The organism is Shewanella sp. AS16, assembly GCF_021412365.1.
GTDB lineage: Bacteria > Pseudomonadota > Gammaproteobacteria > Enterobacterales > Shewanellaceae > Shewanella > Shewanella salipaludis.
The window spans coordinates 18,261-32,936 of record NZ_JAKCLK010000013.1; the positions used below are offsets into that span (position 1 = coordinate 18,261).

Below are 14,676 nucleotides of genomic sequence, written 5' to 3' on the forward strand. Positions count from 1 at the left end.
CCGCTCGGTGCATTTCAGTCGTTCAGACCCAATTCCCGGGTCATGTTTTCGTTTCTGTCTTGATGCACTATCACATTATCTTCGATGCGTATGCCGCCGTAAGGCCGAAACTCGGCTACCGTCTGCCAGTTGATCTGCGCCTTGCGGCTGTCCTGTTTCAGCTCGGCCAGCAGGGTATCTATTATGTATAAACCCGGTTCCATGGTCAGCACCTGATTCACCGCCAGGGTACGGGTGCACCGCAGGAAGGGATGTTCCGCCGGCGCCGCGACCTGAGTGCCACGTTCATCATGGGCGAAGCCGCCCATGTCATGCACCTGCAGTCCCAACATATGGCCCAGGCCATGGGGGAAGAAGGCGCCGGTGATGCCCTGCTCGACCAAGCCCTGGGCATCGCCGCTGGCGAGGTTGAAGTCCAGCAGCAACTGCGCCACCTTGGCGTGGGTCGCCAGGTGCAGATCTGTGTAACGCACCCCGGGGCGCATCATGTCGACCAGTTCCAGCTGCGCCTTGTTCAGGGCGACTATCAGTTCATAAAAGTGATTCTTCTCGAATGCATAGGTGCGGGTGATGTCGGAGGCATAACCGCAATAATTCGCCCCGGCATCGATAAGAAACGACAAACGCTGGGCCGGACTCTGATGCTCGAGCGCAGTGTAATGCAGTATGGCGGCATTCTGGTTCAGGGCGATGATATTGCCATAGGGCACTTCGTTCTCACCCTGGCCCACGGCAGACAGGTAGACCTGTTGGATTTCAAACTCGCTGCCTCCGTTATAGAAGGCGTTCTTGGCCGCCAAATGCCCCTGCACCGCTATCTGGTTGGCCCGGCGCAGGCACTCCAGCTCATATGGCGTCTTGCTGGCCCTATGGTAATGCAGGTAGTTCATCACGGCATCGGGATTCCGGGTCTTGAAGCCGAGCACCTGGGCCACATCCAGGTGCTCGCCTATGTAGGCCCAGTTCTCTATGTCTTGGGGCAACAGCTCGGCGACCTTGTCGGCCTGGGTCAATAACTTGATCTCGACATGCTCGGTCCAGAAAGCGTCAGGGACGTCGGCGACCTTATGCCAGAAGTCCACCGGGCGATAGAAGATCAGCTGCGGCTTGTCATGTCCATTGACCAGCAACCAACAATTGGGATTGTCCAGCACGGGCAACCAGGCCTTGAAGTGCGGATTCACCTTGAAGGGGTAATTCATGTCATCGAGAAATTGCCTGTGGGCCTGACCCGAATGGATCACCAGACCCGAGAGTTCCTCACGGGACAAGATTTCAGCTACCCGGCGATTCAACTCTGTAATATGGGCATGATAGTGTGCTGCTAACTGATCCATTGGTCATTTCCTGTGGTTGATTCATTGAAAAACAGCCCGGCGACGCCGCTTGGCATAAATTAAATGGCGGCGCTTTCAACTCGATAGGACTGTTCTAAACTCTGTGCAGTGTATCACAAAGGTGAAAATTCACCCTAGCCAGCCAGTTATTAAACGGTCGTTTAAATTGGGTGTTGTAATTTTTTTGATTTCGACGCACACTGAACACAAGTGGTCAAATGATGGCCTAAGCTGCTGTGAGATAGACAGTCATACTAACACCTTATAAAACAACAAGGTGGGTATCACTCCTTAGCAAAAAGGAAGCAAGCAATGATCTACCAAAGTCCTACGATCCAGGTTGAGTTACTTGAGGATAATATTGCCAAGTTGTGCTTTAACGCGCCCGGCTCGGTAAACAAATTCGACAAAGAAACCTTAGATTCGCTCGATGCCGCACTGGATAGCATCAAGCAACACAAAGATATCCGGGCATTGGTCCTGACTTCGGCCAAGGATGCTTTCATCGTCGGTGCAGATATCACAGAATTTCTCGGGCTGTTCGCCCAGGATGATGCAGTCTTGCTCTCCTGGATTGAACAGGCAAACGTCGTGTTCAACAAGCTGGAAGACTTACCCTTCCCGACTATTTCAGCCATCAAGGGCTTCGCCCTCGGCGGCGGCTGTGAAACCGTATTGGCGACCGACTTCCGTGTTGCCGACACCACGGCCCGCATAGGTCTGCCGGAAACCAAGCTGGGGATCATCCCAGGCTTCGGCGGCACTGTACGTCTGCCACGGATAATAGGCGCGGATAACGCCCTGGAGTGGATCACCACAGGCAAAGATCAACGTCCCGAGGATGCATTGAAAATTGGTGCCTTGGATGCCGTGGTGGCCCCGGAAAACCTCGAAGCCGCTGCAGTGCAGATGCTCCAGGATGCCGTCGCCGGCAAGCTGGATTGGCAGGCACGCCGCAATCGCAAGCTCTCTCCCCTGACATTGCCCAAGCTCGAAGCCCTGATGTCGTTCACCACGGCGAAAGGCATGGTGTTTGCGGTAGCGGGCAAGCATTACCCTGCGCCCATGGCGGCGGTCAATGTGGTGGAGCAGGCGGCCAAATGTGGACGCAGCGAAGCCCTGGCAATAGAGCACCAGGCCTTCATCAAGCTGGCCAAGACAGACGTCGCCAAGGCACTGATAGGCATCTTCCTCAACGATCAATTCGTCAAGGGCAAAGCCAAGAAGGCAGGCAAGCTGGCCAAACAGGTCAACAGCGCCGCCGTACTGGGCGCAGGCATCATGGGTGGCGGCATCGCCTATCAGAGTGCCAGCAAGGGCACCCCCATAGTCATGAAGGACATAGCCCAGCCGGCGCTGGACCTGGGTCTGAATGAAGCTGCCAAGCTGCTGACTGCCCAGGTACAACGTGGCCGCTCTACCCCGGAGAAGATGGCCAAGGTGCTGAACAACATCACCCCGGCATTGGACTATGCTCCTGTTAGCCACGCAGATGTGGTGGTCGAAGCCGTGGTCGAACACCCGAAGATCAAGGCCCAGGTGCTGGCCGAAGTCGAGCAGTATGTCGGCGCCGATGCCATCATAGCCTCGAATACTTCGACCATTTCCATCAACCTGTTGGCCAAGAGCATGCAGAAGCCAGAGCGTTTCTGCGGCATGCACTTCTTCAATCCGGTACATAAGATGCCGCTGGTGGAAGTGATCCGCGGCGAGCATAGCTCGGAAGAAACTATCGCCTCTGTGGTGGCCTATGCCAGCAAGATGGGCAAGACGCCGATCGTGGTCAACGACTGCCCGGGCTTCTTCGTTAACCGCGTGCTCTTCCCTTACTTCGCCGGCTTCAACGGCCTGCTGGCCGAAGGCGCCGACTTTGCCGCCATAGACAAGGTCATGGAGAAGCAATTCGGCTGGCCCATGGGCCCGGCTTACCTGTTGGATGTGGTCGGCCTGGATACGGGTCATCATGCGCAGGCGGTCATGGCCGAAGGCTTCCCTGATCGCATGGGCAAGTCCGGCGTAGATGCCATAGATGTGATGTTCGACAACAAACGCCTGGGACAGAAGAATGCCAAAGGTTTCTATCAATACTCGGTCGATCGCCGTGGCAAGCCAAAGAAAGATTTGGATCCCGTCAGCTATGAATTGCTGAAGAATGCCTTCGGCGAACTCAAGCATTTCGAGGCCGATGACATCATAGCCCGCACCATGATCCCCATGATCATAGAGACGGTTCGCTGCCTGGAAGAAGGCATAATAGCCTCACCGGCCGAAGCAGATATGGGCCTGGTCTATGGCCTGGGCTTCCCCCCCTTCAGAGGCGGCGTGTTCCGTTACCTGGATACCCTGGGTATCGCCAACTTCGTCGCCTTAGCCGACAAATATGCGCACTTGGGTGGTCTGTATCGGGTCACAGATACCATGCGTGACATGGCAGCCACCAACGCCAGTTACTACCAGGCCTAATTGCGGGAAAGGAATTAATCATGAAACAAGCCGTTATCGTAGACTGTATCCGTACTCCCATGGGCCGTTCCAAGGCCGGAGTATTCAGAAATGTACGCGCAGAGACACTGTCTGCCGAATTGATGAAAGCCCTGCTGCTGCGCAATCCACAGCTGAACCCAGACACCATAGAAGATGTTATCTGGGGTTGTGTACAGCAAACCCTGGAGCAAGGCTTCAACATAGCCCGTAACGCCTCCCTGCTGGCCGGCATTCCGAAATCTGCCGGTGCCGTGACAGTTAACCGCCTGTGCGGTTCTTCCATGGAAGCCATACACCAGGCGGCGCGTGCCATCATGACAGGCATGGGCGACACCTTCATCATAGGTGGCGTCGAGCACATGGGTCATGTGCCCATGAACCACGGCGTAGACTTCCACCCCGGCATGGCGAACCGCGTCGCCAAGGCCTCGGGCATGATGGGCTTAACCGCCGAGATGCTGGGCAAGATGCATGGCATCAGCCGCGAACAACAAGATGCCTTTGCCGTGCGCTCACACCAGCGCGCTCATGCAGCCACGGTCGAGGGTCGTTTCGCCAATGAAATCTGGGCGATGGAAGGTCACGATGCCAATGGCGCGCTGATCAAGATAGCTCACGACGAAGTGATCCGCCCCGAGACCTCGATGGAATCCTTGGCAGGCCTGAGACCCGTGTTCGATCCGGCCAATGGCACTGTCACAGCCGGGACCTCATCGGCCCTGTCTGACGGCGCTTCCGCCATGCTGGTGATGGAAGAAGCCAAGGCCCGCGCCCTGGGTCTGCCGATCCGTGCCCGCATCCGCTCCATGGGCGTTGCCGGTTGCGATCCCGCCATCATGGGTTACGGCCCAGTGCCTGCGACCCAGAAAGCCCTGAGCCGCGCCGGCATCACAGTGGCAGATCTGGACGTTATCGAGTTGAACGAGGCCTTTGCCGCCCAATCTCTGCCCTGTGTCAAAGATCTGGGACTCATGGATCTAGTGGATGAGAAGGTTAACCTCAACGGCGGCGCGATCGCCCTGGGTCATCCCCTGGGTTGTTCGGGTGCCCGTATTTCCACTACCCTTATCAACCTGATGGAAAGCAAAGACGCCACTCTGGGTCTGGCAACCATGTGTATCGGTTTGGGACAAGGGATAGCGACGGTATTCGAGCGCGTCTGATCCCTGACGTTCGATATCAACTCATAAAAAAACCGGGCCTGGCCCGGTTTTTTATGCCTCAAACCATTATTTCCAACCCTGTACCCCCTTGCCTATTACCCCTTGCCTATGTTGTTATGTCCAAAGACGCGCTAACATCGAATTCAGTACTTAGACTCACTCTGCAACTTGCATGAACGCCCTATGAAAGATTCACCTTACAGCCCGGCCGAACTCCAACAACTGGCCCTGCAGCAACAGCTCTTATGCCAGGATGCGACAGATCCCTTGGCCGTAGTGCGCCACCTTGGCTATGTGCAGATAGACTCGATCAACGTGGTCGAGCGGGCCCATCATCATGTGATGTTCAGCCGCATGCCCAAGTATCAACCCCAGATGTTGGCGAACCTGATGGCCGACAAGCAAGTGTTTGAGTATTGGTCTCACGCCGCCGCCTTCTTGCCTATGGAAGCCTTTCGCTTCAGCCTGTTTCGCAAACAGCAACTGCAACAGGGTGACAAGCATTGGTTCGAGCCGGATCACCAGGCGATGCGTGACGTCATGGCCCGTATCTCGGCCGAAGGTCCGCTGAAGGCCAGCGACTTCAACCATAAGGGCGCCCAGACCTCGGGTTGGTGGGACTGGAAACCGGCGAAGAAGGCATTGGAGCAACTCTTCATGCAAGGCCAGTTGATGGTCGTCAGACGCGACAAGTTCCAGAAAGTATTCGATCTCGCAGAGCGGGTGCTGCCATCCACAACCGACACCCGTACCCCCACCAGTGCCGAGTTCGCCCGCCATCTGATAGAAGGTTTTCTCCAGGCCAACGGTTTCGGCAGCCTGGCGCAGATCTGCTATCAACGCAAAGGCATCAGAGCGGCGGTCAAGACCGAACTGCAACATATGTGTGAGGCTGGCGCCATCCGCGAATTCTCATTGGGACAACAGAGCTACTATGTGGATCTGCGCCTGTCGCTGCAGCAGCAGATCCCAGACAATGTCAGCCTGCTCAACCCATTCGATAACCTGCTGATCCAGAGGCAAAGGCTGGCGCAGTGTTTCGGCTTCGACTTCCAGGTCGAATTCTATCTGCCCGCAGAGAAGCGCAGATACGGCTATTACGCCCTGCCCATACTCTGGCGCGACCAATTTGTCGGCCGCCTGGACGTGAAGGCCGACAGGCAGCAGCGGCTGTTGCAATTGCCGCGTCTCAGCCTGAATGAAGACTTCATTCCGGATGAGGCTTTCATCGGGGCGCTGCAACGGGCCATAGGAGGCTATGCCGGCTTCAACAACTGTGATAGCTGGCAACTGCTGAGCTGTAAGCATAAGCGATTAATCAAATGCTTTTCCGGCAGCCATTGAGGTTTGTTCCACGTGGAACAAGGGAGAAAACTGCCTCATAGAGCGGCAATAAGCGCCCGCGAACTTGGCATCAAGGAACGACAGGAGTAATATTGGCCCGTATTTCAGCTTAGCGAGGCCCCATGAAAGATCACTTCACCAACGCCCAACATAGACTCGATGCCTTAGGCTTACGCTGTCCCGAGCCTGTGATGATGGTACGCAAGACGGTGCGCCACATGGACGAAGGTGAAACCTTGCTGATCATCGCCGATGATCCTGCGACGACCCGTGACATTCCCAGTTTTTGTCAGTTTATGGACCATACCCTGATCGCCAGCAAGACAGATGTGACCCCTTATCAATACCTGATCAAGAAAGGCCTCTAAACCGACGGCCTGGCAGTTCTACATCCGGACGCCGTCTTGGCCTCACCCAGGTCTCTATTTCCCCCCGTTCGCCGGATAACCATTTGATACAGAATATAAGTGTTTTCGTTAACATTTTTATGAGATAAAAGCTGACGGCCTCTGTAAACGCCGACCGCTGACGACAATAAAAATGACGGAACTCACATGCATAAAATCAGACTTGCGCCCCTCTATGCCGCCATGGTGCTGAGCCTAGGCTCGGCCTTTGCCGATGAAAAAGATGAAAACACTTGGGACGTGAATGCCCCAAGCAATGCCCCATTAGAGAAAGTGCAGATAGATGTGCACGAAGGCACCTGGATGAACCTGAGTGTCAGTCCGGATGGCAAGCAGCTGGTGTTCGACCTGCTGGGTGATATCTACCAGATGCCGATTTCCGGTGGTGAGGCCAAACCCCTGGCCCAGGGGATCGCCTGGCAAATGCAGCCCGTGTACAGTCCGGATGGCAAATACATAGCCTTCACCTCGGATCAAGACGGCGGCGACAACATCTGGGTAATGAATGCCGATGGCAGTCATCCCAGAGCGGTGACCAAGGAAACTTTCCGCCTGTTGAATAGTCCGGCCTGGAGCCCAGACTCCCAGTATCTGGTGGCCCGCAAACACTTCACCGCCAGCCGCAGCCTGGGTGCCGGCGAAGTCTGGCTCTATCATGTCGCGGGTGGAGAAGGGGTTAAACTCACAGAGCGGCCCAACGAAGAAAAAGATCTGGGGGAACCCGCCTACTCTCCGGATGGGCGTTACATCTACTTCAGCCAGGATGCAACCCCGGGCAAGACCTTCCACTATTCCAAGGATTCGGTGAAAGGCATCTATAAGATCAAGCGCTATGACACTCAAACCGGTGAAATAGAGGTACTGATAGAAGGCACAGGCGGTGCCATCAGGCCGACCCCGAGTCCGGATGGCACTAAGCTGGCCTATATCAAGCGCGACGGTTTCCAGTCTTGTCTCTACCTTTTCGACCTCGAATCGGGTGAAACCACTAAGCTCTACGACCATTTAGACAGAGACATGCAGGAGACCTGGGCCATACATGGGGTCTATCCACACATGGCCTGGACTGCCGACAACAAGGAGATAGTATTCTGGGCCAAAGGAAAAATTAACCGGCTCAGCATAGAAGACAAGCATGTCAGTCAGATCCCCTTCGAAGTCAAAACCGCACTGGATGTGCAACCCGCATTGCATTTCAAGCAAGACATAGACAAAGACGTATTCGATGTGAAGATGCTGCGCATGGCGCAGGTATCACCGGATGGCAACAAAGTGGTATTCGAAGCCCTCGGCAAACTATGGATACGCTCCCTGCATAATGGCAAGCAAACCAGACTCACCCGCTTGGCCGACGACATAGAGGAGCTCTATCCGCAATGGTCACGGAATGGCAAACATATTGTATTTACCACCTGGAACGATCAACGCCAAGGCAGCGTTAAAATCATAGCCGCCCACGGTGGCGGCACCTCAGACTTGACCTCTGAGCCGGGAAAATACGTCGAACCTACCTTCTCCCCCGATGGCAAAGTTGTGGTCTACCATAAGATCCAGGGTGGCGAGCTGCTGCCCAAGACTTGGTCCCAGGAACCCGGCCTCTACAAGGTGGATATCAAGAGCAAACGGCATACCAAGATAAGTCACTCGGGTTATCAGCCCCAGTTCGGTGCCGATTCTGAACGCGTGTTCTTCATGGAGAGCGACGAAATCCCGCAGCTGGCCTCTGTCAACCTGGATGGTTTCGACAAGCGAGTGCATTACACCAGCAAGCAGGCCACAGAGTTCAGGGTATCCCCGGACGGTAAACAACTGGCCTTTGCCGAACGCTTCAAGGTATGGGTGACACCGTTCGCCAAACACGCCGAGACCATAGAGATAGGCCCCAAGGCCGGCAACCTGCCCGTCAGCCAACTCAGCATCCGCGCCGGCGAAAGCTTAAGCTGGAATAGCAAGAGCGACCAGCTCTATTGGACCCTGGGCCCGGAACTGTACCAGGCGGCTGTGGATAGCCATTATCAAGCAGCACAGCAGAAAGTCGACCCTGTGATAACCAACATAGGCTTCACAGAGAAAGCCGATGTTCCACGTGGAACCGTGGCCTTCGTTGGCGGCAAGGTCATCACAATGGAAGATGATCGAGTGATAGAGAATGGCGTGGTATTGGTCGAAGGCAACCACATAATCGCCGTTGGCGACGCCGGCATAGCCATCCCCGCGGGGGCACAAGTGATAAACATAAAGGGCAAAACCCTGATGCCAGGCCTGTTCGATGCCCATGCCCATGGCTCCCAGGCCGAAAATGAGATCATTCCGCAACAAAACTGGAAGCTCTATGCCGGGCTCGCCTTGGGGGTCACCACAATTCACGACCCTTCCAACGACACCACGGAAATCTTCGCCGCCTCGGAACAACAGAAGGCCGGCGAGCTGGTAGGGCCACGGATTTTCTCCACAGGCACCATACTCTATGGCGCCAACGCCCCCGGCTATACGGCGCACATAGATTCGCTCGAGGATGCCAAATTCCACCTGGAGCGACTCAAGAAAGTCGGCGCCTTCAGCGTCAAGAGCTACAATCAACCCCGCCGCAACCAGCGACAGGAGATAATAGCCGCCGCCCGTGAACTGGAAATGATGGTAGTGCCCGAGGGCGGCAGTCTGCTGCAGCATAACCTGAGCATGGTCGCCGATGGCCACACCACGGTGGAACACTCCTTGCCGGTGGCGGCCATCTACAATGACATCAAACAGTTTTGGAGCCAAACCCGGGTAGGTTATACCCCAACCTTAGTGGTCGCCTATGGTGGCATTTCCGGCGAAAACTATTGGTACGACAAGACGGATGTCTGGGCGCATCCAAGGCTGTCGAAATATGTGCCAGCGGATATTCTGAAGGCCAGAGCCATGCGTCGCCCCAAGGCACCGGATGGGCAGTATAACCATTTCAATGTGGCGCGAGTCGCCAATGAGCTGAATAACCTGGGAGTACACCCAAATATGGGTGCCCATGGCCAGCGCGAGGGATTGGCGGCGCATTGGGAGATGTGGATGTTTGCCCAAGGCGGCATGAGCAATATGGAAGTGCTTAAGACGGCAACCCTAAATCCGGCCAAAACCTTCGGTATGGATCATCAGTTGGGGTCGATCAAGACTGGCAAGCTGGCCGACCTGATAGTCATAGACGGTGATCCCTTGGCGGATATACGAGTCACAGACAGGGTCACTCATACCATGGTCAATGGCAAGCTATTCGACGCCGAGACAATGAACCAACTCAATGGCGACAAACGCCGGCGTAAGCCTTTCTTCTTCGAGAAGATATGAGGTCGTTTGCAACTCGGCCAGCCGCTTAGCTGCACCAAAAAAAGGGAGTGTTCCACGTGGAACACTCCCTTTTCACTCAGAGATTCACCTCTAGCCGGTAATTAAACTCATCTCCCCTGACGCATTGCAGCTTTCATAACAGCAGCAATCGACCAGATGATCATTCACCATGCCGACGGCCTGCATGAAGGCGTAGCATATGGTTGGGCCTACGAAGTTGAAGCCCAGCTTCTTCAATGCCTTGGACATGGCCTCGGACTCAGGCGTCTGCGCCGGAACCTGAGAAAGAGACGTGAAATGATTCACACGCGGTTCGCCGCCGACAAAGCTCCACAGGAACTCGGCAAAATCCTTGCCCTCTGCCGTATATGCCAGATACCCCTTGGCATTGCGTATGATGGAGTTGACCTTCAATCTGTTGCGCACTATGCCGGGATCCTGCAGCAAAGCTTCGACCTTGGCGTCATCGAATTGGGCAATCAGCTCGGGTTCGAAATTGGCGAAGGCGGCGGCATAGCTTGTCTGCTTTTTCAGTATGGTCAGCCAGGAGAGGCCCGCCTGCTGGCCGTCGAGACAGAGCTTGGCGAAGAGTTCCTTGGCGTCATAGACGGGCCTGCCCCACACTTTATCATGGTATTCCTGATACAAAGGGTCATCACTCACCCAGCCACAACGGATCACATCCATCAAACACTCCCCCTCTTATGATTAGTAAATCCGTTAAAAAATAACCTACATAAGCTCAGATCTACAAGGTATAATCAAAACCATTTTCTATTAAGGCCTGACAGCAGTAGACATGACGACGAAACACGACGTAAAAACATTCCAGGGTTTTATCCTGACCCTGCAGGAATACTGGGCGCAGCAAGGTTGCGCCATCGTTCAACCTCTGGACATGGAAGTAGGAGCCGGGACTTTCCACCCGCAAACCTTCCTGCGTTCATTAGGCCCAGAGCCAATGAGCAGCGCCTATGTTCAGCCATGTCGCCGTCCAACAGATGGTCGTTACGGTGAAAACCCTAACCGTCTGCAACACTACTACCAGTTTCAGGTTGTATTAAAGCCCTCACCTGACAATATTCAGGAGCTCTATTTGGGCTCACTCGAAGCCCTGGGGGTCGACACTCAAGTTCACGACATTCGCTTCGTGGAAGATAACTGGGAATCTCCCACCTTGGGTGCCTGGGGTCTGGGCTGGGAAGTCTGGTTAAACGGCATGGAAGTGACCCAGTTTACCTACTTCCAGCAAGTGGGCGGCATAGAATGTAGCCCGGTCACGGGTGAAATCACCTATGGTCTGGAACGTCTGGCCATGTACATTCAAGGCGTCGATAGCGTCTATGACTTGGTGTGGACTGACGGCCCCATGGGGCGCATCACCTATGGTGATGTGTTCCACCAGAATGAAGTCGAGCAATCTACCTATAACTTCGAACACGCAGATGTCGACTTCATGTTCACCCTTTTCGATCAGTGCGAAAAAATGTGTCAGCATTTACTCTCGCTTGAACAACCTCTGCCCCTGCCCGCTTACGAGCAAGTGATGAAGGCCTCGCACGCCTTCAACCTGCTCGATGCCCGCCACGCTATTTCGGTCACCGAACGTCAGCGTTATATCTTGCGGGTTCGCACCATGGCCAAAGCGGTCGCTGAATCTTATTATCAGGCACGTGAAGCCCTCGGCTTCCCTATGTGTAAGTAGTAGAGGTAAACACATGAATTTTGAAAACTTACTCATAGAGATTGGCACCGAAGAGCTGCCACCTAAGTCATTGCGCAAGCTGGCCGAATCTTTCCTGGCCAACTTCATTGAAGAACTGAACAAGGCAGACTTACCCTTCGGTTCTGCACTCTGGTTCGCCTCACCGCGTCGTTTGGCCATCAATGTCTTACAGCTGGCTCAGGCCCAGGCCGACAAAGTCGTCGAGAAGCGCGGCCCAGCCATAGCGTCGGCCTTCGATGCCAACGGTCATCCCACCAAGGCCGCCCAGGGCTGGGCTCGGGGCAACGGCATAAGTGTCGAGCAAGCCGAGCGTTTGGTCACGGATAAGGGCGAATGGTTGGTGTACAACGCCAAGATCCAGGGTGTCGACACCAAGAGCCTAATCGCCGGCATGGCGCAGCGGGCACTGGACAAACTGCCTATCCCTAAGCCTATGCGTTGGGGTAGCAACAAGACGCAGTTTATCCGTCCGGTACACACAGTCACCATGCTGCTGGGCAGGGAGCTGGTGCCAGGCGAATTGTTGGGCATCACATCGGCACGCACCATTCGTGGCCATCGCTTCATGGGCCAGGCGAGCTTCGAGCTGGATCATGCGGACAACTACCTCACCAGCCTGCAGGAAAAAGGCAAGGTTTTGGCCGACTATCATGCCCGTAAGGCCATCATCAAGGCCGATGCTGAGAAAGCCGCGGCGCAGTTGGGTGGCAGTGCAGATATCCAAGATAGCCTGCTGGAAGAAGTGACCTCATTGGTCGAATGGCCGATAGTGCTGACCGCCAGCTTCGAAGATAAGTTCCTCGCCGTGCCTTCCGAGGCGCTGGTGTACACCATGAAAGGCGATCAGAAATACTTCCCGGTATTCGATGCCGCCAATAAGTTGCTGCCAAACTTCATCTTCGTCACCAATATAGAATCCAAAGATCCGGCGCAGATCATCTCGGGTAACGAGAAAGTCGTCCGCCCGCGTCTGGCCGATGCCGAGTTCTTCTTCAATACAGACAAGAAGCATAGCCTGGAGTCACGCCTGCCCAGCCTGGATACCGTGGTATTCCAAAAACAATTAGGCACCTTGAAGGCCAGGGTCGAGCGCATCTCCGCCCTCGCCGGCTTTATCGCCACCAGCATAGGCGCCGATGCCGTCGATGCGGCCCGTGCCGGCCTGCTGTCGAAAACCGATCTCATGACCAATATGGTGATGGAATTTACCGATACCCAGGGCACCATGGGCATGCACTACGCCCGCCTGGATGGGGAAAGCGAAGCCGTGGCCCTGGCTCAGGAAGAACAGTACAAGCCCAAGTTCTCCGGTGATACTGTGCCTACGGCAGGCGTATCCTGCACCGTCGCCCTGGCGGAAAAGCTCGATACCCTGGTCGGCATCTTCGGCATAGGTCAAGCCCCCAAGGGCGCAGCCGATCCTTTCGCCCTGCGCCGTGCCGCCATCGGCATCTTGCGCATCATAGTCGAAAACAAGTTGCCGCTGGATCTGGTCGATTTGATTGCCAAAGCCCAGGAGCTGCATGGCAGTAACCTGAGCAATGCCAATGCCGCCGACGAAGTGCTCGAATTCCTGATGGCGCGTTTCCGTGCCTGGTATCAGGACAAGGGCATCAGCGTCGACGTCATACTGGCGGTATTGGCCCGCCGCCCGACCCGACCTGCCGACTTCGACAGCCGCATCAATGCGGTAGCGCATTTCCGCAGCCTGGATGCCGCCATAGCCCTGGCCGCGGCCAACAAGCGGGTCTCCAACATCCTGGCCAAGGTGGAAGGCGCCTTGCCTGACACCATCCAACCAGGCCTGTTGACCGAAAGCGCCGAACAGGCACTGGCGGCCAAACTGGATGAACTGGCGCCGCAACTGGCACCTCTGTTTGCCAATGCCGACTATCAGCAAGCCTTGACCCTCTTGTCTGGCCTGCGTGAGAGTGTGGATCTCTTCTTCGAAGATGTCATGGTGATGGCCGACGATCAGGACTTGAAAAACAACCGCTTGGCATTGCTTAACAGCCTGCGTGAACAATTCCTGCATGTGGCGGATATCTCTGTGCTGCAATAGGCTCTTGCCCTAGGATAAAAAACGCGCCTTTCGGCGCGTTTTTTGTTTTAATTCAACCAGATATATCATCTCCCTATCAACTGTATCCAGGGTCCTGGTTTGACTTTGCACTGCTGCTTTCCTAGCTTCAAAGAAGAACCTGGTTTCAGCGATACCGACAGCCATGACACTAGTGCCACAGATAAGCAGGCTGGGAGAGCGGGCGATAGTACTGAGCTTCCCCAGCATGGACACGCAGCAACAAAGCTTAGCCCTCCAAGGCAAGCTCTGGTGGCTCGCCACCGAATGCCGCCACAGCGGCGACTTCGACGACATAGTGCCGGGAATGAATAACCTCACCCTGTTTCTGGCTCGGGATTTTGATCTATCCGATTGGGAATCACGCCTGCAACGACTCTGGCAACAGGCGAAATACCGGGAACCCGACAGGAAACGCATAGTCATTCCGGTCATCTATGGGGGCAACTCGGGACCGGACCTGGACTCGGTCGCCAAATACCATGCTCTGACCCGGGCCCAGCTCATAGCCCTGCATAGCGGCGCCGAATATAGGGTCTATTTCCTCGGTTTCTTGCCCGGTTTCGCCTACCTTGGCGGACTGCCCTCCCGACTCCATACCCCGAGACACGCCAATCCCAGGCTGATGGTGCCGGCCGGCTCCGTCGGCATAGGCGGGCAAATGACGGGCATCTACCCCAGTGCCGCCCCCGGCGGCTGGCAGCTCCTCGGCCACACCCAAATCCCCCTGTTCGATCCGACCTCAGACCCACCCAGCCTCTTGATGCCGGGTGACTGCGTGACTTTCAGCCCTGTCGAGGACGGAACATAA

10 protein-coding genes are annotated in these 14,676 nt (G+C 55.5%); 8 read left to right on the plus strand and 2 right to left on the minus strand.

What is annotated here, in order from left to right:
- Positions 1 to 14: 14 nt before the first annotated feature.
- Positions 15 to 1,337 (minus strand): Xaa-Pro dipeptidase, encoded by a 1,323-nt coding sequence (gene pepQ / locus LZP73_RS17965; RefSeq protein ID WP_234236319.1) that lies wholly within the window; start codon positions 1,335 to 1,337, stop codon positions 15 to 17.
- 312 nt (positions 1,338 to 1,649) lie between these two features.
- On the opposite strand from pepQ, the gene fadB reads away from it, so the two are divergent.
- From fadB to LZP73_RS17990, 5 genes are all read left to right on the plus strand, one after another.
- The gene (gene fadB / locus LZP73_RS17970) at positions 1,650 to 3,800 is read left to right on the plus strand and encodes a fatty acid oxidation complex subunit alpha FadB (RefSeq protein WP_234236320.1); all 2,151 of its coding nucleotides are present in this window, start codon (positions 1,650 to 1,652) and stop codon (positions 3,798 to 3,800) included.
- 20 nt (positions 3,801 to 3,820) lie between these two features.
- Positions 3,821 to 4,984 (plus strand): acetyl-CoA C-acyltransferase FadA, encoded by a 1,164-nt coding sequence (gene fadA / locus LZP73_RS17975; protein ID WP_234236321.1) that lies wholly within the window; start codon positions 3,821 to 3,823, stop codon positions 4,982 to 4,984.
- A gap of 183 nt (positions 4,985 to 5,167) precedes the next feature.
- Positions 5,168 to 6,328 (plus strand): winged helix-turn-helix domain-containing protein, encoded by a 1,161-nt coding sequence (locus tag LZP73_RS17980; protein ID WP_234236322.1) that lies wholly within the window; start codon positions 5,168 to 5,170, stop codon positions 6,326 to 6,328.
- Positions 6,329 to 6,450: 122 nt separating this feature from the next.
- Positions 6,451 to 6,696 (plus strand): sulfurtransferase TusA, encoded by a 246-nt coding sequence (tusA, locus tag LZP73_RS17985; RefSeq protein ID WP_169565509.1) that lies wholly within the window; start codon positions 6,451 to 6,453, stop codon positions 6,694 to 6,696.
- A 186-nt stretch (positions 6,697 to 6,882) separates the two neighbouring features.
- On the plus strand, positions 6,883 to 10,059 hold the full coding sequence (locus LZP73_RS17990) for an amidohydrolase family protein (RefSeq protein WP_234236323.1): 3,177 nt from the start codon (positions 6,883 to 6,885) through the stop codon (positions 10,057 to 10,059).
- A 90-nt stretch (positions 10,060 to 10,149) separates the two neighbouring features.
- On the opposite strand, the gene LZP73_RS17995 is transcribed toward LZP73_RS17990, so the two are convergent.
- Positions 10,150 to 10,746, minus strand: coding sequence for a DNA-3-methyladenine glycosylase I (locus LZP73_RS17995; RefSeq protein ID WP_234236324.1), 597 nt, complete (start codon positions 10,744 to 10,746; stop codon positions 10,150 to 10,152).
- Positions 10,747 to 10,858: 112 nt separating this feature from the next.
- On the opposite strand from LZP73_RS17995, the gene glyQ reads away from it, so the two are divergent.
- The 3 genes from glyQ to pxpB all read left to right on the plus strand — a co-directional run bounded on the left by glyQ (position 10,859) and on the right by pxpB (position 14,676).
- Positions 10,859 to 11,764 (plus strand): glycine--tRNA ligase subunit alpha, encoded by a 906-nt coding sequence (gene glyQ, locus LZP73_RS18000; RefSeq protein WP_234236325.1) that lies wholly within the window; start codon positions 10,859 to 10,861, stop codon positions 11,762 to 11,764.
- Positions 11,765 to 11,777: 13 nt separating this feature from the next.
- Complete coding sequence (gene glyS / locus LZP73_RS18005; RefSeq protein ID WP_234236326.1) at positions 11,778 to 13,847, plus strand: glycine--tRNA ligase subunit beta; 2,070 nt, start codon at positions 11,778 to 11,780, stop codon at positions 13,845 to 13,847.
- 163 nt (positions 13,848 to 14,010) lie between these two features.
- Entirely contained in the window at positions 14,011 to 14,676 is a 666-nt protein-coding gene (gene pxpB, locus LZP73_RS18010; protein WP_234236327.1) for a 5-oxoprolinase subunit PxpB, read from the plus strand.